The 21,521-nt window shown below is 58.3% G+C and carries 15 protein-coding genes; 7 read left to right on the top strand and 8 right to left on the bottom strand.

Going from position 1 to position 21,521, the window contains the following annotated elements; all coding sequences use genetic code 11:
- Nucleotides 1-54: 54 nt before the first annotated feature.
- From AC4HNJ_RS08820 to glk, 3 genes are all read right to left on the bottom strand, one after another.
- Nucleotides 55-1,488 carry a hypothetical protein gene (locus tag AC4HNJ_RS08820; protein WP_490479177.1) on the bottom strand — a complete coding sequence of 478 codons (1,434 nt, stop codon included), beginning with the start codon at nucleotides 1,486-1,488 and terminating at the stop codon, nucleotides 55-57.
- Nucleotides 1,489-1,954: 466 nt separating this feature from the next.
- Entirely contained in the window at nucleotides 1,955-4,732 is a 2,778-nt protein-coding gene (locus tag AC4HNJ_RS08815; protein ID WP_490479176.1) for a TonB-dependent receptor, read from the bottom strand.
- A 124-nt stretch (nucleotides 4,733-4,856) separates the two neighbouring features.
- Complete coding sequence (gene glk / locus AC4HNJ_RS08810) at nucleotides 4,857-5,888, bottom strand: glucokinase (RefSeq protein ID WP_490479175.1); 1,032 nt, start codon at nucleotides 5,886-5,888, stop codon at nucleotides 4,857-4,859.
- Between the two features lie 409 nt (nucleotides 5,889-6,297).
- On the opposite strand from glk, the gene AC4HNJ_RS08805 reads away from it, so the two are divergent.
- From AC4HNJ_RS08805 to nagA, 4 genes are all read left to right on the top strand, one after another.
- Nucleotides 6,298-7,584: a sugar MFS transporter gene (locus AC4HNJ_RS08805; RefSeq protein ID WP_490479174.1), complete on the top strand. Its 1,287-nt coding sequence runs from the start codon at nucleotides 6,298-6,300 to the stop codon at nucleotides 7,582-7,584.
- Nucleotides 7,585-7,671: 87 nt separating this feature from the next.
- Nucleotides 7,672-8,700: a LacI family DNA-binding transcriptional regulator gene (locus AC4HNJ_RS08800; protein WP_490479173.1), complete on the top strand. Its 1,029-nt coding sequence runs from the start codon at nucleotides 7,672-7,674 to the stop codon at nucleotides 8,698-8,700.
- 219 nt (nucleotides 8,701-8,919) lie between these two features.
- On the top strand, nucleotides 8,920-9,954 hold the full coding sequence (locus AC4HNJ_RS08795; RefSeq protein WP_490479172.1) for an SIS domain-containing protein: 1,035 nt from the start codon (nucleotides 8,920-8,922) through the stop codon (nucleotides 9,952-9,954).
- Entirely contained in the window at nucleotides 9,954-11,114 is a 1,161-nt protein-coding gene (nagA, locus tag AC4HNJ_RS08790) for an N-acetylglucosamine-6-phosphate deacetylase (protein ID WP_490479171.1), read from the top strand. Before AC4HNJ_RS08795 ends, nagA begins: the two co-directional genes overlap by 1 nt.
- A gap of 120 nt (nucleotides 11,115-11,234) precedes the next feature.
- Here the strand turns inward: nagA and AC4HNJ_RS08785 are convergent, their stop codons facing one another.
- From AC4HNJ_RS08785 to AC4HNJ_RS08775, 3 genes are all read right to left on the bottom strand, one after another.
- Nucleotides 11,235-12,326 (bottom strand): hypothetical protein, encoded by a 1,092-nt coding sequence (locus AC4HNJ_RS08785; RefSeq protein WP_490479170.1) that lies wholly within the window; start codon nucleotides 12,324-12,326, stop codon nucleotides 11,235-11,237.
- Between the two features lie 444 nt (nucleotides 12,327-12,770).
- A complete protein-coding gene (locus AC4HNJ_RS08780; RefSeq protein ID WP_490479169.1) occupies nucleotides 12,771-13,637 on the bottom strand; it encodes a sel1 repeat family protein in 867 nt (288 codons plus the stop codon).
- A 395-nt stretch (nucleotides 13,638-14,032) separates the two neighbouring features.
- The gene (locus tag AC4HNJ_RS08775) at nucleotides 14,033-14,389 is read right to left on the bottom strand and encodes a YciI family protein (protein WP_490479168.1); all 357 of its coding nucleotides are present in this window, start codon (nucleotides 14,387-14,389) and stop codon (nucleotides 14,033-14,035) included.
- Nucleotides 14,390-14,795: 406 nt separating this feature from the next.
- On the opposite strand from AC4HNJ_RS08775, the gene AC4HNJ_RS08770 reads away from it, so the two are divergent.
- Nucleotides 14,796-16,415 (top strand): MASE1 domain-containing protein, encoded by a 1,620-nt coding sequence (locus AC4HNJ_RS08770; protein WP_490479167.1) that lies wholly within the window; start codon nucleotides 14,796-14,798, stop codon nucleotides 16,413-16,415.
- A gap of 4 nt (nucleotides 16,416-16,419) precedes the next feature.
- Here AC4HNJ_RS08770 and AC4HNJ_RS08765 read toward each other — a convergent pair whose 3' ends face one another.
- Together AC4HNJ_RS08765 and AC4HNJ_RS08760 are read right to left on the bottom strand one after the other, a co-directional pair.
- Nucleotides 16,420-16,743: a hypothetical protein gene (locus AC4HNJ_RS08765; RefSeq protein ID WP_490479166.1), complete on the bottom strand. Its 324-nt coding sequence runs from the start codon at nucleotides 16,741-16,743 to the stop codon at nucleotides 16,420-16,422.
- Nucleotides 16,744-17,168: 425 nt separating this feature from the next.
- On the bottom strand, nucleotides 17,169-18,806 hold the full coding sequence (locus AC4HNJ_RS08760; protein ID WP_490479165.1) for an LTA synthase family protein: 1,638 nt from the start codon (nucleotides 18,804-18,806) through the stop codon (nucleotides 17,169-17,171).
- 248 nt (nucleotides 18,807-19,054) lie between these two features.
- Between AC4HNJ_RS08760 and AC4HNJ_RS08755 the strand changes: the two genes are divergently transcribed.
- On the top strand, nucleotides 19,055-21,085 hold the full coding sequence (locus AC4HNJ_RS08755; protein WP_490479164.1) for a bifunctional 2',3'-cyclic-nucleotide 2'-phosphodiesterase/3'-nucleotidase: 2,031 nt from the start codon (nucleotides 19,055-19,057) through the stop codon (nucleotides 21,083-21,085).
- A gap of 226 nt (nucleotides 21,086-21,311) precedes the next feature.
- A complete protein-coding gene (locus tag AC4HNJ_RS08750; protein WP_490479163.1) occupies nucleotides 21,312-21,446 on the top strand; it encodes a hypothetical protein in 135 nt (44 codons plus the stop codon).
- Nucleotides 21,447-21,521: the final 75 nt, after the last annotated feature.

Genomic DNA, 21,521 nt, shown 5'->3' with positions numbered 1-21,521 from the left:
TGCAGTCACACTGCACATGGCTGCCTAATGTGTGAAATTCACAGACACCTTGAGTCATTTTGGAAGCAGGCATCCCTTACCGTGATCGAAGTCCAGGAATACATTGAAGTCCTCAAGAGCGGCCGAACCCATGACATAAGGCGCAACAGCTTTACGATCGGGGTAATAGCGAATCATCCTTTTTATAGCGTGACCATCCGTCCCGAGGGTCACCTCTGTTGTTTGATACCGCACCTTCTCAATTCTTTGAAAGTTAGCTCGCTCCGCCGAGAGCGGCCCCGATAAACCCGTTACGGAAGCACTGGCCGTTGCGGACAGATATCCATTATCGCCAGTATCCAGCAGGATCTCCTCTTTTTTTCCATTTATGGCGTAGCTGAGCAAAATCTGGGCTGAGCCAAGCCGCTCGGACGCTATATGAAGTTGATCCTCGCAATCGATATGCGAACGAGGATGAATGACAATCTGAGTATTCTCGATCAGCATCGAACCAAGTTTCGAAATTGCATTCATGCCTAGCGCCGAAATCTTGATATCAGGGCTTATGACCAATGGGAAATTTTTGAAACCTATCTCGTCAAAACCGTTACCCCCTGGAATCAACGTAGTAGCCACTCCCAGGCGGGTCTGTACGGTTTGCCCGTTGAACGTATTGTTCAACGGTATAAAGGACGACGAATACTGTTTAACGTGGGCAGGCTTTGCGGTAAATTCACCTAGCGCCGTTGACGATGCGCCGGTATCAAACCATATAGGGCCTACTGCATCATTGATTTTGACGGATATCAGGTATGGCAACCTGTCCTCGAGAACGCCATCCTTCGCTTTTTCAGTGAAGGAAGACAGCTTTCCCGCATCGATCCCCTTCCTAGGTATCACCATAGATTGTCTGGCTGGAGACGGCGGTACCATTTGTGGCACGTCAAAATAGTCCTCAAGCGGAACGTCCGATATGCCAGGCAGAACAAAATTGGACGTTTTCGTTATCCGGATGATGACTGGTGTTACGGCATCGCGCGTATTTGCTGCAGCGATGGCCCATCCCTTGATGTCGCCTCGGATGTAGTGGTTGCCTGCCAGAGCACTACCACACAGCAATACGGGAACTGGATTTCGTTCCAGCACATCCCTTCCTATTGCCAGACATTTTTTCAAATGTGCATCTGAATCGCTCAAATCAAAGATCGATCGGTAATAGGCGGCTAATGCATATTCATGATTTTCCGGCGTCAGGTTTTGCGAGACAAGGTCTCTAAGTTTTTCGAAATCCCCTTGCCTCATTGCGACATCAATACCGTGTCCGTCGGAAACAGTTACCGGCTTCGGTGACGCAAGCAATTGACCGTAAGCCGGCGTGACGCCGATCCAAAGGATCAGGCCTAGGGTCATTAAGGAGCATGCGCGGATTAACCTGTCCACGACATGCTTTACATCCATTACATGGTTTGCGCGTGCCATAGCGTTACTGTTGAAGCTGACTGCATTCACACTCAAGCTCCTTGATTTTCGGCGGCGTCTCCTGCTGCTGAACGTTCAGAGGAGAACTTATCCTCGAAACGCAAGGGTTTCATTTTGTTCAACAGTGTCGATTACATTTTTTATAAAAGCAGACCACCCATCCAACAGCGTAAAACGCTTTCACTCCACGCTCAAACCCTTCTTAAGGCTTTCAGCCACATGACTAGCTTCTGGTTTGTTCAACAAGCGCAGCCTTTAAAACTTGTGGAAATGAATCGACACAGAAAGCCAGCTCAGAAGGCAGATGTGATCAACAAGTGCCTCCCCGCGATCCAAAGCGCATTGCTTCATACCCTCGCAATTAGCATCGCTCGACTGATCTCGCTGTAACAATCCACAGCGCCAAGACGCCAGCAATGTGGTTTGCGTCAAAAAAGTGGACCTGGCAAAGCATCACCAGGTCCTTGGCGGGGAAGAAGAAAAGTGGTGCTTTACATCAGAACTTGAAGTGCGCTTCGAGCATGAACTCGCGACCGCTCACATACTCGTTGAGCAATTCCGTATTGGTTGGGCCGAGGTACTGCTTGTATGCAGAGTTCAACAGATTCAGCATGTCGAAGGACACGGAGAAGTTCTTATTGAACGCATAGGCCGCCGATGCATCGAGCTCTTTGTAACTGCCGGTGTACGCATCCGGTGCGCCGGCCACGTAGCCGCCGGACAGATACTTGCTGCGGTAGTTATAAGAAATACTCGCGCTGTACGGGCCCTGCTCGAAGTACGGAGCAAACGTGTAAGAGTTCTTCGAGTTGTACGGCAGCGGACCACCGGTTGCCGTGCTCGAATCGGAGTACGTGTAGTTGGCGCGGATACCAAAACCGCTATCACCAAAGGCCTGCTGGTAGCTGATCGCCGCACCCTTGACCTTGGCGCGACCGCCATTGACCGGCGCAGAGACGTCGTACTGGCAGATGCCGGCGGTCGTACACATGCCGCTGGCGACCAGCGACTGACCGGTGGATCCCGGATACAAGGTGCCCCACGAACCGTTCTCGCGCGTCTGCATCGTCGCCGCATTGACGACGTAGTTCAGCACGTTCTTGTAGAAGCCCGAAACCGCAACCACCGACTGGTCGTTGAAATACCACTCCGCCGAAATGTCGGCATTGAGCGAGCGGTATGGCTTGATGGCCGGATTGCCCGCGGTGGCAGTCAGCGTCGTGTCATTGGCTTCAAAGTAAGGGGCCAGTTCGTTGTATGGGGCATAGGCGATCGTCTCCGATGCAGCGCCACGCAAAATGATATCCGGCGTGACGTTGTAGGCGATGTTAAATGCCGGCAGCCAATTGTTATGCGTACTGGTCTGGCCGATGTAACCGGTGCCTGGGGTAAAGTTGCAGTTCCACGGCACGATGCCTGACGCATCCGGAACCTGGCAGCTGCTCGGCACGTAATAACCGAACGACGTGATCTTGGTACGCACCCAACGCACGCCGATGTTGCCATGCAGATTGTCGTTGCCGAAGTTCAACTGGCCATAGGCAGCGGTATTCTGCTGCTGCACGTTGAAGGTGTTATCCCAATAATCGACCGGGTCGTTGGCGACCAGCGGACCGTTGTTCTGCACCGCATTGAAGATGCAGGTGTAGCCGCAGGTCTGCACGTGCTGCACCGAGCTGCCGCTCAAGCCAAGCGCCGAGGCGCCCTGGAGATTACTAAGGCCGCCATAACCGATCTGGTTCAGCGTCATGTTCGGTACGCCGCGGTAGATCAGCAGACTCTGGCTTTCCCAGTGCGAGGCGTAGCGTACGCCCACCAGTAGTTCGTTGAAGAAGCCATCGAAATCCTTGCTGAAATCGAGCTGGCCGTATTCATCGCGCGTTTTGTAGGGCTTGTAGCCGATGTTGCCGCCAAAGCCGTTATCCGCCCAGTAATTCGGATTGTTGGCAGTCGACGGATCGGTGAAGTTGAAGCCTTTCTGGATGCTCCAGTCAAAGCCGCCACCGTAGTAAAGCTCTTTGAACGCCTGGCTGATGACGTTGTTGGACGTGCTCACGCCGACCTGGCCACCCAGACGCCAGCCATCGCCATAGTACGTACCGCGCCAGTCGATACCCTTGGTACGGATGTACGACGCACGTGCATCGTTATCTTCGTACGTGTCGGCAGTGCTCGTGCATGAGGTAGCCTGGTAACACGGTGTGCCCGCCTGCGAGCCGGCAGCGATCACGCCGTTCGCGTTGCGCGTAAGACTGGTAATACCAGCGAAATTGAACGCAGCGATCGGATACAGCGAAACGTTGATGTTGTTGAGGTTATCGGTCATGTACATCAAGCTGAGCGTGCTGTCGAAATGCTCGTTCGGCTTGTACTGGATGTTGACCAGAATGCTGTTGCGCTTCTCGATCTGCTGGAAATTGGCGGAGTTGATTTCCGACGGCATCTGATCGGAAGCCTTCAAGGCGCCGGACGCCACCTGCGCGGCAATCGCGGGGTTTTGCGCCGCGACAGTCCCGACGGACGTATAGCCGAAGATTTCCTGGCCCTGGCGAGACGTGTCCTGCTCGTAATGCTGCGCGGAGAAATCCACGCCGAAGGTCTTCGCATCATTGTGCCAGCTGTAGAACACCGATCCGTTCGGGCGGTTGTTGCTGGTCATGTCGTTATAGTTGACGCCGAACGAACCGCTGAGCGTATTCGACTTCACATCTAACGGCTGCAAGGTGTGCATGAAGACGGTGCCGCCCAGGCTGCCTTCCGGCAGACGTGCTTCCGGGCTCTTGTAGATTTCGAGCTTGCCGAGAATTTCCGGCGGCAGCAGCGAGTAGTTGAAGCCACGGTTCGGGCTATCGCCATACAGCCACAGCGCCTGGGCCACCGGGTGACCGTCAAGGAACGCCTGGTTCAAACTAGGATCGATGCCGTCGATGCTGACACGTTGGGTTGCGCCGAACAGATGGTCCAGCGTGACGCCGGGTACCTGCGCCAGCGCTTCGGCAACGTTGGTGGCCGGAAATTTGCCGATATCCGTAGCGGTAATCGCATCGACGATGGCATCGGCATTGCGCTTGGTATCCATCGATGCCTGCAAGCTTGCGCGGATACCGACCACCGTCACCGTTGCCAGCTGCTTCGCATTGGCCTTGCTGGCTTGCTCCGCTTTCTGTTCGCTGGTCTGGCTATTGGCTTGGGTAGAATCCTGTGCATGCAACGCACCGGATAGACAGAGTGCCGCGATGATGCTCGCGGTAAGCAGGGTCTTGCGATGTGACATGGCTTCCTCCCCTCAGAGGCGTTTTTCAGCACGGAAAATGTTCGCGGCATGTCCGTACTGCGTGGCGTATGGGCTTGCGCCCGGTTCGAAACAAAAACCCTCGTTCCTTCGATCGATGGGCCCGTCAATGGGTTTGTCGACCGTCCAAATACAAGCCAGCTGCGCCAATCACTCCGAGCTGGCCGTGCTCCATAAGTCGTACAGGCACTTGCTGCAGAAAAGGGCGCATCACGCCCTTGTTGAAGAAACGCTCGGCGAACGTGCTGGACAACAGCAGGTCGCGAATCTGCGGCAAGATGCCCCCAGCGAGATAGGCCCCGCCGCGCGCGCCATAGAGCAGCACGAGATCGCCGACGAAACTGCCCAGCAAGCCACAAAACACATTCAGCGCCTCGACGGCGGCAGCATCCGAACGCTCCATGGCACTGCGCGTAATATCGGCAGGCATGTGCAAGTTCGACGGCGTACCGCGCAACGTGCAAATGGCGTTGTAAAGATTGACCAGGCCAGGGCCGGAAAGCGCGTGCTCGAACGATACATAGGAGCGATCGCGCGCCAGCAGACGCAGGATCTCGATTTCCAGTTCATTGCCCGGCGCAAGCGAAACCTGGCCGGCTTCCGTTGCGAGCACCGTGGCATGCGGCTTGCCCGGCAACAGCACCGCCGAACCCAGACCCGTACCAGGCCCCATCACCAGCACCGGGCCGTTGACCTGGGGTGCGGCAGTGTCGACCACTGACACGGTGTCGGCCTGGGTCATGAACTGCGTGGCGTAGGCGACGGCCTCAAAGTCATTGATCACTGCCAGGCTGGCAATGCCCAGCGTTTCGCGGATGTCGCGGATGGACACCGGCCAGGGAAGGTTGTCATTGACGATCGCATCGCCCAGTACATAACCCGCGCTGGCTACGGCGCAGTGCTCGACATGGGCGCCCGATCCGAGCTGGCCGACGAAATCCTTCAGCACGGCGGTGAGACTGGGCCACTCGGCGCAGGCATAGCGGCGATATTCGAGCAGCGTCACCGGGCGATGACCATCTGGACGCGGACTGACCAGTCCGATGCGCGCATGCGTGCCACCGATGTCGGCTGCCAAAAATGCCGGCTCCGGTGACGACACCGATTGCGCATTGCCGTGTACGACCGCCTGTGCCACGCCCCCTCCTCACGTTTTTCTCTACACTCGCCGCGAGCGCTGTGATGCGCCTCTCGGAGTGCGACTTTGTTGACGGAGTCTGGTCAGGAATGACAACGCTGTCAACAGTTCGACATCAACGTGTCGCAAGCCAACTTGCCGCACTGCGATAGCAGATGCCCGATCGTTGCAATCGCAACATTTTAACTTTTTGAATACAAAGATTTTTACGCCATGCAGCCCCTGCCAATCGACCTAGAAGCCGGGCTGTTGCGATGCGTCACATGCTGTTGCATTCAAGGACGATTTGACGCACGTTGTCGCCACTGTCCTGCGCCCGTCGATTGACAACGTTGCGCCTTGAGGACAATAAAGGCCATTACGGTGATGTCGGCTGTCGACATCGGGTTTGTCCACGGGGAATCGCTGCATGTCGTCCACCTCCTACACCGCCGACGCGCCACGCACGTCGACCTTGCTGCCGATGATCATCATTGGGGTGCTGTTCTTCATTTTCGGCTTCGTCACCTGGCTCAACGGGCCACTGATTTCCTTCGTGAAAGTGGCTTTTACGCTCGACGACATCAGCGCCTTCCTGGTGCCGTTCGCGTTCTATGTGTCGTATTTCGTACTCGCGTTGCCGGCCGGCGTGGTGCTCAAGCGCACCGGCATGAAAAAAGGCATGGCACTGGGCTTGTTCATCATGGCCGTGGGGGCGGCTATCTTTGGCGAGTTCGTGCGTATCCGCATTTATCACGGCGCGCTGGTCGGCTTGTTCGTCATCGGCGCTGGCCTGTCCCTGTTGCAAACCGCGTCCAACCCGTACATCAGCATTCTCGGCTCCATTGAAAGCGCGGCCCAGCGCATCGCCGTCATGGGCATTTGCAATAAAGTGGCGGGCGCACTTGCGCCGCTGGTTTTCGGCGCACTGGTGATGACCGGTATTGATTCGTTCCAGGACAAGGTGCTGGCCACTCCGGTCGGACCGGCACGCGACGCATTGCTTACTGAATTCGCTTCGCGCGTATTTGTGCCGTATATGGTGATGGCCGGCATCCTGGTGGTGCTGGCGATCTGGATCGTGCTGTCGTCCTTGCCGGAGATCAAACCGTCCGGTGCCAACAGCGAACGCGCCATCGGCCATAGCCGTGGCGGCATTTTCAGCTTTCCGCATCTGTGGCTGGGGGTGCTGTGCCTGTTCCTCTACGTCGGCGTGGAAGTCATGGCCGGCGATGCGATCAACACCTACGGCCAGGGTTTCGGGCTGCCGCTGCAAGTGACCTCGCATTTCACCACCTACACCATGCTCGCCATGCTGGTGGGCTACCTCTTCGGCTGGGTGCTGATTCCTCGCTTCATTTCGCAGCAACGCTACCTGGCGATTTCTGCCGTGCTGGGCGCGCTGTTTGCGGTCTGCGCGTATTTCACGCATGGCTATGTGTCGGTGGCGTTCGTCGCCGCACTGGGTTTTGCCAACGCCATGATGTGGCCGGCCATCTTCCCGCTCGCCATCAAGGGCCTGGGCAGCCATACCGAACTGGGATCGGCCTTCCTGGTGATGGGTATCGTCGGTGGCGCGCTGCTGCCACAGGCGTTCGTGCATCTGAAGCAGTACATCGATTTCCAGCTGGCGTTCGTGATTGTCATCGTGCCGTGCTATCTCTACATCCTGTACTACGGGATGCGCGGCCATAACGTGGGCAACCACGCGCACTGATGCCGCTTATGCCCGGTCCCGACAACCTTCACTTTCAACCTGGCGGGTGGGCTACGATGTGCACCCGACATCCGGGAGGATTTTTCGTTGCACAGTCCCACCATCAAGGACGTCGCCAAGCACGCGGGCGTCTCGTTGAAGACGGTCTCCCGCGTTATCAATCACGAGGCGGCGGTACGTCCCGAAACACGCGAAAAGGTGGAACGGGCGATCGAACAGCTCGGCTACCGTCCCGACCCGTCGGCGCGCAGCTTGCGCAGCAGCTCTCACTCGTATGCGATCGGATTGGTCTACGACAACCCGAACGCGCACTACGTGATCGATATGCAGAACGGCGTGCTGTCAGCATGCCGCCAACGCGGCTTCGGCCTGCAGATCTATCCTTGCGACTCTGCCGCGCCGGGCCTGGCCGAGGAATTGGTCTCGCTGGTGCAGCGCGCACGCCTGGCCGGATTGATCCTGGCGCCGCCGATGTCGGAGCAATCCGCCCTGCTGGCGACGCTGAAGGCGCACGATGTGCACTTCGTGCGTATCATCGCCGCGCGCGAAGACCCCAGGGACGGCATGCCCTGCGTCTATGTGGACGACCACGACGCCGCCTATGCGATCACCGAGCACCTGATCCAGCTGGGTCACACGCGCATTGGCTTCCTCTGGGGCGAACCGCATCACCGTTCCAGCCCCGAGCGCTACCAGGGTTATGCCGATGCGTTGAAGGACTACGGCATCCCGCTCAATCGCAAGCTGATTCTTCCCGGCCGTTACGCGTTCGACGACGGCTTCCGCGGCGCGCGCAAGTTGCTCGCGCTGAAAGAGCCGCCTACGGCCATCTTCGGCTGCAACGACGAAATCGCGGCGGGTGTGCTGGCCGCGGCTCGATCGGCCGGGCTGGATGTGCCGTGGGATCTCTCCATCGCCGGTTTCGAGGACAGTCCGTTCTCCAAGCAAGCGTGGCCGGCGCTGACGACAGCGCGGCAATCGACCAGCGAAATCGGCCGGCATGCAGCCCTGCGTTTGATCAATGGCCTGCAACAGGCGCACAGCGAGCCGGCCAACGAAGGCTTCATGCCCGAACTGGTCGTACGCGGGTCGACAGCTCCGCCACGGCAGACCTGAGCAGCAGGCGTTCTCCTGTACGGGGAGAACGCCCATCGCGGGCACGATCCGCGGTTGGCGTGAGCGGTAGCTCAGTGGCTATGCCCTCCCTTCATCAGCGCCCCCCTTTTTTAATCGTCCCGCGCCCTCTTCTGCCGTGCAGCGAGGATTACCCCTCGCTCTCACTTCTTCTCTCGCAAGAGAGAACAGCATGGCGCGCGCTTTTTCTCCGGAGCCCCCATGAAATCCGCTCGTGACACCTTGATGTACAACGAGGCGCAGGAAAGCGCCGCCACCGTGGAACGCCAACTCGCGCAAAACGCCGCACTGCTGAAGGCCCTGGGCGAACGCCTGCGCGCGCAGCCACCACGCTTCATCGTCACCTGCGCACGCGGCAGCTCCGATCATGCGGCGGCCTACGCCAAGTATGTGTTCGAGACCCAGCTCGGTCTGGTCACGGCGTCCGCCTCGCCATCCGTGGCCTCCATTTACGATGCAAATCTGCAACTCGAAGGGGCCCTGTTCATCGCGATGTCGCAATCGGGCAAAAGTCCCGACCTATTGCGTAGCGCACAGGCAGCAAAAGACGCAGGCGCGTACGTGCTGGCGATGGTCAATGTCGAAGACTCACCGCTTGCCGCGCTGGCCGACACCGTGATCCCGCTGCGTGCTGGCCCGGAACGCAGTGTCGCCGCAACCAAGAGCTATCTCGCCACACTGGCCGCCGTGCTTCAGTTGACCGCGCATTGGGCAAACGACGATGCCTTGCATGCCGCCATCGCGCGCCTGCCCGACGATCTTCGTCGCGGCTGGGAAGGCGATTGGAGCGCGCTCGAACATGGGCTGGTCGATGTCCACAATCTTTTCGTCGTCGGCCGTGGTTATGGCTTTGGTGCCGCCCTCGAAGCCGCACTCAAGCTGAAAGAAACCTGCGGCCTGCATGCCGAAGCCTTCAGCGCCGCAGAGGTGAAACATGGCCCGATGGCCCTGGTCGGCGCGGGTTTTCCTGTGCTGTTCCTGGGCCAGGACGATGGCACGCTGGAAAACACACTGGCCGTGGCTGCCGAATTCCGCGCGCGCGGCGCGCGCGTGTGGGTGGCCGCACCGGGAGTAACCGGCCCCGACGCCCTGCCGCTTCCCCCGGATATCGAACCGATCGTGACGCCGCTGCTTGCCGTGCAAAGTTTTTATCGTGCTGCGAGCGCGCTGTCGCTGGCACGCGGGTACGATCCCGATGTACCGCCACATCTGCGCAAGGTTACGGAGACGGTGTAATGCCTCCCCATCCGCTTATCGCTCTCGTCAATGGCCGCGTACTTGGGGATCACGGTCCACGTGAAGGCTTGGCTGTACTGATTCGCGGCAAACGCATCGTCGCCATTGTCGCGCAGGATGACGCACGCCTTGCCGATGCGCAGAAACACGACCTACATGGCCGCTTGCTGCTACCGGGCTTTATCGACGTACAAGTGAATGGCGGCGGCGGCCTGCTGTTCAACGACACACCTGACGTGGAAACCCTGCGCGGGATCGCTATCGCACATCGCAAATTCGGCACCACCGGTATGCTGCCGACCTTCATCACCGACACGGCGGATCACATGCATGCCGCCTTGCAAGCAGTAGACGATGCCATTGAACAACGCGTGCCCGGCATTCTCGGCATCCACGTTGAAGGCCCTTTTCTTGCCACGGCGCGCAAAGGCATTCACAACGCCGATTTGTTCCGCCAGCCTGATGAAGACGATATCGAAGCGCTTATCGGCGTTCATCGCGGTCCGGTGATGTTGACGCTGGCGCCGGACCAGATTTCGCCACAAATCATTGCGCGTTTGAGCGGTGCCGGCGTGATCGTGGTGGCAGGCCATACTGCTGCTGACTACGCCACCACACGCACCGCGCTCGACGCAGGCGTGTGTGGCTTCACACATCTCTACAACGCCATGACGCCACTCGGCAGCCGCGATCCGGGTGTCGTCGGCGCAGCACTGGACGATCCACACAGCTGGTGCGGCTTGATCGTGGATGGGCATCACGTGCATCCGGCCACCTTGCGGGTAGCCATTGCGGCAAAAGCCCGCGGCAAATGTGTGCTCGTTACGGATGCGATGCCGCCCGTCGGCAGCGATCGGCCCGACTATGTGCTCAACGGTCAAACCATCACCATGCGCGACGGCATCTGCCAGAACGAAGCAGGTGTGCTGGCAGGCTCCGGACTCGACATGGCAAGCGCGGTGCGGAATGCCGTACAGATGCTTGGTCTATCGCTGGCAGAAGCATCGCGGATGGCGAGCACGTATCCGGCCGCATGGATCGGGCTGGAGCGCACGCATGGGCGGATTGCGGCCGGATATCGGGCGGATTTCGCCGTCATGGATGACGCGCTGGTGGTGCATGAAACCTGGGTACAAGGCGTAGCCTACCCTGCCCAGTGAATGGCCCGCGACGGCCGTGATCGGCGACGGGCGGCGTCCATGAACTGACGCCGCCTCGTTGATTGATTCAGCGAGGTCCGTGATGTGCAGTGCAGGCCGGCTCGTTCGTGCGAGCGGTCATCAAAGCGGCGGAAACTTTACCGCCAGTTGCTTTCGCGGCACGCGGTCCATGGCGTCGCTTGGACTGGCACGCAAGTGATGATCGCTGCCGAAGGGAAAGGTGACGCCGTTGCCCATGTAGCCGGTGACATGGAGTTTCGGAAAAAGCGGCTTGGCTGCCTTGGAAAGCTCAGGCGCCAGGAAACCCGAGCCGCGCGCCTGCGTTACCGAATCCAGGCTGCTGTCTTTCAACAGCGGCACGGACTGACAAGCCGTAAGACGCAGATCCTCGAAATCCTTCGTCAACCCCTTGTCACTGAAATGCTGCGCCAGTCCGCCGGGGCTCAACGAGGCACTGTTACCAATGGTCGGCTTGGCATAAATCCCGGGATGGGGCACGTCCTCGGATACCGGCGCACCGTGGCCAAGTACATAAAGCTTGTCCCTTTTATCGAGGTTCTCCAGCGGCCTTTCATCCGAGTAGAGCGACGGATACAGCTTGGGCGCGGTGACAACTTCTCGCTTTGCCGGGAAAAGACTGGGCCACCTGGGATGCGCAGGTGTATCCGTTACCTTGACATTGACCGTCGCATTGGCGATCTCCGTCTGCTCCAGCGCCCGATACTTGGTGGGATATAACGCCTTATCGGCTTTGGCCATCAGTACGTCGGTGGGCTCGAACGTTCTTATCGCATGCGCGCGTTTTTCTTGTCGCATCGCTTGATCGCGCTGCTGCGTATTGAGCGATTTGTCATGCGCGATCTGGCGCATGCGCATCTTTTGCGTATAGCCGCTCGTAACGGTTTTGTTGTGATGTGTCTTCAGTGTCTGGTCGGCCGCGTCAAGCGTGCCTTTCCAAGTTGCCAAGGTCTCCTGGCGAAGGGTCTCCAAACGATTGGCTTCTACATGAGAGGGAGCAATCAGTGGATGGGCCTGCTTGCCTTTTTCGACGCGCACCATGTTCTCGCCAAGCGCGGCATCCAAGGCATGCGTTCCACCGAACGGCGTATAGAGAAATGTGCGTTTCGAGGCAGGATGGCTGGAAGCCACCACGGGCGGTATCTGCAATGCCGATGGCTTGCTCTTGGTGGAGCTGCCGCTTCCGCTGTCCATACACATGCCCCCTGCGCGTGACTGGAATCCAAGAAAAGCCCCGAATGCCTAGCTTAAACTCATGCAAGCCTTCCTGGGCAACTGCCTGCTGCCCTACACGCCGCCTTCACATTTGCAGGCTTCTGTGCGTGAGACCGAAGCACTACTGAGCGCGGGCAACCGATTGAGTGGTCACACACAGGATCCAGCGTGCCCGCGCACCCCTCGCGGATTGGCTTGGCTTTTCACCCCCATAACAGGGACCCTCTCTTCGCCATTCCGGGCACCGGCAGAATTCGATTGCCCTAAATGCTGTTTGCTGGAAGCTGCAGACGGTTTGCCCAGTGGCCAGATACGTAGCGAGATACCCATCGCATTTCCGCCACATGCGAGCATAACGGGCGCAATTGGCCGCACGGCAACTGGGCTGTCGCGCTCGTGAATCGACCTGCACACTGCAAAGGATTAGTGCTCGCTGTGCGAGCGATCCATCGTTGTGGTTGGCGAAGTTGAAGCGGCTGCGGGTGCCGAAGCGTTACTTACCTTCTGCAACGTACCCACCCTGACTGTGCCCCGCCAAAAACTATCGATCCCCTTAAAATACATGGTGGAGTTCCAGCGGCTTTCGGCCCAAAATTTGCCGCATCCGGTAATAACACCACCTTCGACCGCACCGAGGCCGCATTGAGGTGGCGGATCTGCGGGATCAAGCCCGGCTGCGCCGAAAGCAGGCCTCTTTAGACTGCCGAAGAACTGTGCAGCACTATAGGTTTGTTCGTAAGGCTCATAGCCAAGCATTGAACCGGTCATGTGTAGCTTTGCTTGCTGCAGCTGGGCAATCATGCGCGGCTTCGCCACCGCATCTCCGTATTCGGCCATCAGCTGCTTGAGAATGCCATCTGCCCTATCGCGCTGCTGCGGATCGAGCTGCGCCCTAACGCGATCTCGCGTAGCCACAAACTGCGGATAGTTACGTTCAGCAGAGAGCGCTATCCATGCATACGCCGTAGCAGGATCTTTAGTGACGCCCTGACCGTTGAGATACAGCAAACCGATACTTAGCTGAGATACCTTGTCGGCATAGCGAGCACCGAGAAGGAAGTATTTCATCGCCTCGGCGTAGTCTCCCTTCTCGTAGCGAAGAATGCCCTCAAATTGACCGTGCAGGTCCGGGTGGCCTTCCGTCGAATTTGCTTTCATCGCGTCCAGTGTGTGCTGCAGCTGTTTGTCGGATGCGGACCCGGCCACCTGATCACCATCGAAGGCAAAGGTGATGAAGGGAACAAAGCCGAGTGCGACACAACAGATGAATGCAAAGCGTAGAGCACTCATGACGCCTCCTTGGCGGCTACAAAAGCAAGTCGAAACGGCATTGCTGACGGCAGAGAGTCTACATCCGCCCGGGACCAGGAAGCGGACATGTCCGCGCACATTGCCAGCACCATGAACGAGACCACCTGCGGATTGCAGCCGTTCCTGACAGTGTGATTGAAGCAAACAACACAGCCACTATCGGGCGATCAGCGGCAACCCTTCTCCGTGCACTTCATTAAGAAGGCACCGATCTTGTTTTTGCGCATAGCCCACTCCTCAGAATCGGCCTTTTCACGCAAAGCCACTCCTGCGTGCCGTGCGTGAATCATCACTGCTCGCTTATATTTCCCGTTTTGTCATAGCGGGTTTCGACGACGCCGTTGCGCCGCACCCCTTCGGCATTGCCGTGCTGCTTAGTCCTCTGCGGGGGGTGGCCTAAAGAAAATCTCTCGCACCTCAAGCGCTCCTTGGAGCGTTTTGGCTCCTTTGCGTACCCAGGCCAGCACCTCGTCCAGATTGTCGGTTTCCAGTATCAAAAGACCGCCCACGAACTCTTTCGTCTCCAGATACGGCCCATCGGTGACGATCACCTCACCGTCGGGCTGTGATCGCAGGGTGACTGCCTTGGGACTCAGGCCACAGGCGAATTTCCTGACGCCCGCCGCGATCATTTCCTTGTTGAGCGCGTGGATGGCTTCGACGGCCGCTTCGCTTACAAGGGAAGGGTCAAAGTCGTCGGGAAGGTAGGTAGAGATTAGATATTGCGGCATTTTCGTCCCCTGATCTGGCCATCGGCCGGGCTGGTTACCGGCCTTCACTACAATGACGAACAGCAGGACCGGATTTCGACACGCTGCCGACAAAAATGTGCGGGCGACACCGAATGAGGACCGCGGCTGTAGTCACCCCCCCATCAAAGCTCGCTGCATGGCTGGGGTCTCCATGAGGGAGATAAACTTGCCGAGGGTGCCCAGCGCGAGACGTGATTGCCACAGAGGCCAAGGGTAACGGCCGTACTATCTTGCGGGTGGCTTGCACGACCCATTCACGCGCGCCATCCAAAAATTAGACAAAACGCCGACGCTGAAACCGGCTGAACCGGGAAGATTGAATCACCACATCGCGCGAAGAGAGGCACGGGGGATGGGAAAACGGCTATGGGGAAGCGAGTGGTTCATGCAGGTCGCTGTTTGCGTGGGCTATGCATTGGCTTTTCTCGCGATTCACTCCATCACGTCGGCGCCCGCCCACTGGCATCTCTACGCCGGTCTTCAAGTGATCTGCCTACTGATGGTTCCTTACCGGTATTGGGTAGCCTTGCTCATCGGCGAGACCATTCCCAACGCCTACCTGGCATGGCAATGCCTGGACAGTTTCGGACCTACTTGGGTCGCGATCCGCATGGTTCCAGAAATGCTGTTCGGCATGCCCATCGTATGGCTATGCCGAAGCAAGCTAAATATTTTCCCAACCAGGCATTTGGTCAACATCAAGGCCCTGCTTGCGTGCATCTTGCTGGTATCCCTGGTTCTCAGCGCCTACAGCTATGCCTTGATATCCGTTCTTCATATCACGAGCGGACCATTCCGCCAGGGCCCGATGATCGCGGCCATTTTCCTGGTAGGTAACTATGCAGGTCTGCTCACCCTCTTACCTTGGGCGCTGATTTGCCGTCTGGACTACCGCAAGGGACGCATCAACACCCACCTCAAACGCATATGGTCGAACCGGCTTCTTACGGACGCACTGGGCATCTCGGCCCCGGTGATTTTGCTCATGGCTGTCGTTGCATCGCAGATGAGTCCGGTACAGGCGCAGATCATTGAAATGGCCATGTTCATCCCGGCAGCATGGTTGACCGTGAGACACGGTTGGCGTGCAGCGGCCATCGCCGGAACCCTCGTCATTATCTGCAACGGCCTTTTACAACCGGATCTCCCCACGACATCCAACGTCGTCGAGATAACGGCCGCGCTATGTCTTGCCGTGAGCGGACTCTATGCTCTGGGAGCCAAGATCACGGCGCAGAACCTTCGGGAGGAACGTGAGCGCGCGATTGCGCAGGATGTTCAGCAAATGGCGAGACAGAACCTCCTTCTGAGCGAGCGCCGGATGAAGCGAGCGGCGGAACGACTGGAATTTGCAGCCAACTCGCTGCACATCAACAATGCAAGATTCCTCGAACACATGCGACGAATTCTTCCCAATATCGAGACGCATAGTTTCTACAAACAGGCGGTTGCGGCGCAGGAGCAGGTGTATCGTCTTGCCGAAAGCCTGCATCCCTCGGCCTGGCGCGACCGCGGGCTTCCTGCCGCATTGAACGAAACGCTTGCCCGCGCGTTGGACGAGGCCGGAATAGCTTATAGCTGTGAAATAAGTGGGCGGGGCTTTATGTCCCTGGAGCCCAGTGTTCACACGGCGATTTATCGAATGGCCTGCGAGGCAATTGTGTATGTCTCATCTCAAAGGATGTGCTCGCGTATCAAGCTGCGGGTACGGGCCGGCCAAACCAATGATCATCGCTGGGTGGTCGTTCGTGCAGAGGGATTTCTGGACGAAGACGAGCTGATGAAAGCCGTTTACTTCAGCGAACAACGGCGCGATCTTGCAACCAAGCTCGGAACCAACCTGGTGAACGTGGACGAGATCCGCGTTCACGCCCAGGCATTCGATGGCGAATTACATGTGCAATCGACGACTGAACGGCTGATCGTGACGGCACTTCTCCACAGCCATGCTGCAGAAGTGCGGAAGGAAAAAATTTCCACACCTCTGCGTCTGTGGGTTAACTGAGTTCTTAATGGACGGGGGCGCTGACAGCGGCGGAGCAACTCACTGGGTCGGTACATGTGTCCTCGACGAAGAACTGGGTCGTCCCCGCGCTTTGGGGCTCCGCCATGACACTGGTGGCGCCATCGTTGTAAATCGTCCGGGCATTCGATGAGGTGTTCGTGGGCGATGTCCGAACATCCTGTGCGTCGACACCCATCGGCAAAACCACGACGGTTCCGGCAGCTGTTGCTACGGCGGCATGCACATGGCCGTCCAGATCGTTGACCTGGATGTATTTGATCCCGTGGAGCTTGAACACGTAGACGTGCCAGTTCGGACTGGTGCTCATGTCGGCTGCATTCGGCCAAGACTGCCCCAAACCTTCGGAGGGTGTGGACGTCTGAGCAAAGACACCCGTGGTCAGGCCGACACTGGCTAGACTGACGAGCAGAGCTTTGCGGACTCCTTGAGTGCATGACATCGGGCTTCCCCTTCATTGAGAGCCGGTAGACCATCTACCGGGTAGAAAGAATTTAGCAGGGGAAATGCGAGCACATACACGAGAAAAGTCCTTCCGTTTCTCCTGGTTCATTGCCGGATAGGAACAGAAGATCAGTCTTCACGTTTAGTGGACATGAAAAAGCCTAATGCGCCCACCCGCCTCATTTTGGGTGGCGACCTGCCGGCCATGGGGATTATCGAGGCATGTTGCGATGAAGATTTATTCAATAAGGGAGAGCTGTCGGCGTCCCCAAACAATCCATATAAGAAACATCACTGATAAACGTGCAACCGATTAAATATCCACCCGTAATACGACTTCACCAAAGCCTTGTCCGCACAATCCGCGTATAACCCATCACACCGCTCACGTAATGACGTCAGTGCAGAAAAATAAGCGTCCATCGGTAAGCCTGCTGCTTTCAGCACCATGCCGGGCAGATGCGCGATATCCAGCATGGGATAGGTCGGCAGCGGCGTACCCGGCACGTTGCTCTTGATCATGTAGTAGGTGAGGTAATCCTGATACGGTACCAGCGCGGATGGCAAGGTACGTGGCAGCGTGCGCATCAGATTGTCGAAGGAAGGCTGATGGTCGCCGAAGTGGACGAGCACCGTCGGTTGCGCACGATCGAGAAAATCATGTTCGAGCCCCTTCATCGCGACATCCGAATCATGCAGTCGTTGCAAGTAGGTATCGAAATTCAGCGCAGCGTCCGACGGCAACCCCTGCAGCAAATTCTGGAATGACTTGGGCAAGGTCGACATGGGATCGTCGTGCGGGCCATGCTGGTTAATCGTCAACACCATCATGAAAATGGGCTGCCCTGGTTTCTTCAGCTTGTCGTAAATCTTTTTGGCAGCCGCGAACATCTGCGCATCGGTCTCGTCCCAATCATCCAGGCCGAGTTCTCCAGCACCATAAAAATGGTCGACACCGTAGGCTTTATACGCATCGCGACCATTCAAAAATTCACCATGCGTGGGATAGATCGCAACGGTGAGATAGCCCAGGCGCTTCAACAACAAAGGCAGCGAATCACGCACGTGCGGCGCCAGTACGTAAGGCGCATACATGCCACCGGGGCCGAAGATGTCTTGCGGCATGCCGGTCAGGGCAGCGAATTCGCTTACCCAGGTGCCACCGCCGAAGGTGTGTACGCGCATAAGGCCCGTGCCACGGGTGCGTGCATCCGGCTTGAACATCGCGACATCACAAGCAGGTACGGTGCAATGCGTAAAAGGTGCCGGGTCGAACGTGCTCTCTTCGAGCACTTGCACGATGTCGGGATAGTGCGTCGGGTCCACCGGCGATGGCAGCGGTGTCGCCGTGCTCTGCCAATCGCGCTCCGCGCTCGCATCATCCGATGTCGTGGGCACGTGGACACTCGAATCGCGCAGATTGACGAAGAAATTCGTGAGATCCGCATCGTCGGACATCTTGTCCCACACACCACGTGCATGGACCTGCGCAAAGGGGCCCGATGGCAGCAGGCACAGCCAGAAGGCCAGCACACTGAGCACGATGCCGCCGCTGCGCAACAGCAGGCGGGGCAGCGTCTGAAAGCGGATGAACAATCGTCTGTCGCCATACCACGCAAGCCACAGGATGATCGGTACGGCGACGCCTACGCACATGCCGACGCTGTAGATATTCGGATAGCGCCGCAAGGTTTCGAACAGACTGGAGCGCACGTAATACACAAAGTCCGCAGGCATCAGCGGCGACTCCAGGTATTCCTCCTTGAGCACCGTGATGGCACGCAACAACAGGAACAGGCCGCCGCTGAAAACCAGCGCGAAAGCCGCGCGGGCGAATACGAACAGCGACGCGCCGACTACACACAGCATCAAAGCGGATACAAAAGCGCGCTGCTCGATGAGTGGCTCCTGCCAGGCGGTAAACCACATGCAAACCGCAAAAAACGCCAATGCACAGAGCATAGTCGTGCGGTTTCGCGAGGCGCGAAACGAAATCAGCGGCATAGACGGGATCCCCCTTCTGGTATGGCGGCGCCTCGTGGGACGACGCTCGTCTTTATCAATGTCAAAGAAGCGTCATTTTAGGGCTTTTTCGTCCGGCTGCGGGCGCGCCGGGGCGCGAACCGTCATGCATATCTGCTAGGTTCATGCATTCCCCTGCTTCAACCGGAACCTGCATGACCCGACGTTCTTGTCGACTGAGCGCTCTTGCTGCCGTCTTTCTGCTGGCCGGCTGCGCCAGCCAACCCCATCAGCCGGCCCCATCCCGGCTTGCGGTACCGGATGGCGTACGGGCAGACGTCGCTATTCTGGAAACCACCGACCTGCACTCGAACGTGCTCAGCTATGACTACTACAAGCAGAAGGCCGACCCGACGCTGGGTTTCGAGCGCACCGTCACCCTGATACGCAAGGCACGCAACCAGTTCACCAACAGCCTGCTGTTCGACGCCGGCGACACCATCCAGGGCAGTGTGCTGGCCGATTACCAGGCCCAGGTGCAACGCGTGGGCTGCGGGCAGGAGCTTGCGATCTACAAAGCGATGGACGCGGTCGGTTATGACGGCGGCACCATCGGCAACCATGAATTCAATTACGGCCTGCCATTCCTTTCCCAGGTGACCGGTACGCCGATGAACGTCGAGGGCGGCAGCACGCAGCACTGCGCCGGCCCGCACTATCCGCTGGTGCTGGCTAACGTGGACAGCGTTCGCGACGGCAAGCCGATCTTCACGCCGTGGACCATCGTTCGTCGCAACGTGGCCGCCTACACTCCGGATGGCAGCTCGCTCAGCGTGCCGTTCAAGATCGCCATCATCGGCTTCACGCCACCGCCGATCATGCAATGGGACAGACAGAATCTTGCAGGCAAGGTCACCGTGACCGGCGTGGTGGAAGCGGCAAAGAAATACATGCCCGAGATCGAGGCACAGCATCCGGATCTGGTCATTGCGATTTTGCACGGTGGCCTCGACGCGGCGCCATACAGCTCCGGCATGGAAAACGGCGGCTGGTACCTTGCCGGCGTGCCGGGTATCGATGTCTTGCTGCTCGGTCACGAACACACGGATTTCCCCGGCCCACGCTTTGCACACATGCCGGAGGTGGATGACGAGCGCGGCTTCGTGCGCGGAGTGCCGGCCGTGATGGGTGGTTTTTTCGGCAAGGATCTTGGCGTGATCCGGCTTGCACTGGTGCGCCAGCAGGGCCACTGGACGATCGACAAACGCAAGACATTCAGCCAGGTCTGGCCGATCTGCCCGCCAATGCTGATAGGCGGCAAACCGGCGGTTTCGGCGTCGAACTGTGTGCCGGCCGATCCGCAGATCAAGCTGGTGGTCGGCAAAGTGCAGCAAGCGGCGATCGATTACGTGAATACACCTATCGGCCAAAGCACAGTGCGTATGAGCAGTTACTTCGCTGACGAGGGCGACATGCGGGCCCTGGCGCCGGTGAACGCCGCGCAGATCGATTACGTACGCAACGCCCTGCGCGCCACGCATCCCGAACTGGCAAATGTGCCGGTACTGGCTGCCGCCGCAGCTTTCCGCACCGGCTTCGGTGGGCCGGATGACTACACCGATGTGATGCCCGGTCCGCTCACCTTGCGCAGCGCCGCTGACTTGTACTTCTATCCCAATACGCTGACGGCGGTGAAGGTCGACGGTGCCGCCCTCAAGGCGTGGCTGGAGACATCTGCAGAGCGTTTCCGTCGCATCGATCCACATACCACCGCCGAACAGACGCTGATCAACGACACATATCCCGGCTTCAACTTCGATCAGATCCAGGGCGGCATTGCCTATGTCATCGATGTTTCCAAACCGGTTGGTCAACGTATTGAAAAGCTGACTTACCACGGCAAGCCCGTCACCTCATCGCAGACCTTCGTCGTGGTCACCAATAATTATCGCGCCAGCGGCGGCGGTCATTTTCCCGGCTTGAACGGCAGCAACATCGTGTTGGCTGCACCGGATGAGACGCGCGACATTCTCGCCCGCTGGCTGCAAGCGCATCCTGTGCTTACCGCAGAAGATCTGCCGCGTGCGTCATGGCATTTCGCGCGGCTGAAAACTCAGGGGCCGGTGGTGTTCACTTCCGCCAGCGACAAGCAGGAACTCGCCGCGACCGATGGTCTACACAACGTGAAACAAGTGCGCGACAACGGTGACGGCACTGCCGTATACGCCATCGATTTGTCACGCTGAGAATCGCTCTTGCTGACCTTCCGCAAAAGACCTCAGCAGACGTGACAAGGATGGAACGCACAGCGAATGCGTTTCATCCTTGCAACGGAGAGACCATTTTTGACTGAAGCGGCAAGGTTTCTTTTGCAACCTTCTCGCCGGCTGTTCTCATGCCATAGTTTCATTAAACGCTTATTGACAACCGCTGCAACGCACAACTATCGTCGGTCGCATGTCGCCTGCACGCATGCCAGCACGCATCGAATTCGCCCCGGTTTTCAACGGGCGTAACGGCATGGCAGCGGCAGCGATCACCACCACGATTACCACCACTACCGGAACCGGAACGACCGGCTTCGGGGTGGTGTCTGTGCGCGAATAAGTTCTCATACGCAAACGGTCCCGCCCTCGACGAGGCGGGCCGGCACACACCGAACCGCCAGCGAGCCAGGGGCCT

Source organism: Dyella sp. SYSU CM1112 (genome assembly GCF_058216415.1).
Note: the sequence above shows the minus strand (reverse complement) of the source record. Positions and strands in the feature narration are given on the sequence as shown.

Coding starts and splice junctions, on each gene's coding strand:
- AC4HNJ_RS08815 (WP_490479176.1), bottom strand. CDS start 4,732: ATGTCACATCGCAAGACCCTGCTTACCGCGAGCATCATCGCGGCACTC.
- AC4HNJ_RS08805 (WP_490479174.1), top strand. CDS start 6,298: ATGTCGTCCACCTCCTACACCGCCGACGCGCCACGCACGTCGACCTTG.
- AC4HNJ_RS08795 (WP_490479172.1), top strand. CDS start 8,920: ATGAAATCCGCTCGTGACACCTTGATGTACAACGAGGCGCAGGAAAGC.
- nagA (WP_490479171.1), top strand. CDS start 9,954: ATGCCTCCCCATCCGCTTATCGCTCTCGTCAATGGCCGCGTACTTGGG.
- AC4HNJ_RS08785 (WP_490479170.1), bottom strand. CDS start 12,326: ATGGACAGCGGAAGCGGCAGCTCCACCAAGAGCAAGCCATCGGCATTG.
- AC4HNJ_RS08780 (WP_490479169.1), bottom strand. CDS start 13,637: ATGAGTGCTCTACGCTTTGCATTCATCTGTTGTGTCGCACTCGGCTTT.
- AC4HNJ_RS08775 (WP_490479168.1), bottom strand. CDS start 14,389: ATGCCGCAATATCTAATCTCTACCTACCTTCCCGACGACTTTGACCCT.
- AC4HNJ_RS08770 (WP_490479167.1), top strand. CDS start 14,796: ATGCAGGTCGCTGTTTGCGTGGGCTATGCATTGGCTTTTCTCGCGATT.
- AC4HNJ_RS08765 (WP_490479166.1), bottom strand. CDS start 16,743: ATGAGCACCAGTCCGAACTGGCACGTCTACGTGTTCAAGCTCCACGGG.
- AC4HNJ_RS08760 (WP_490479165.1), bottom strand. CDS start 18,806: ATGTGGTTTACCGCCTGGCAGGAGCCACTCATCGAGCAGCGCGCTTTT.
- AC4HNJ_RS08755 (WP_490479164.1), top strand. CDS start 19,055: ATGACCCGACGTTCTTGTCGACTGAGCGCTCTTGCTGCCGTCTTTCTG.
- AC4HNJ_RS08750 (WP_490479163.1), top strand. CDS start 21,312: ATGCCAGCACGCATCGAATTCGCCCCGGTTTTCAACGGGCGTAACGGC.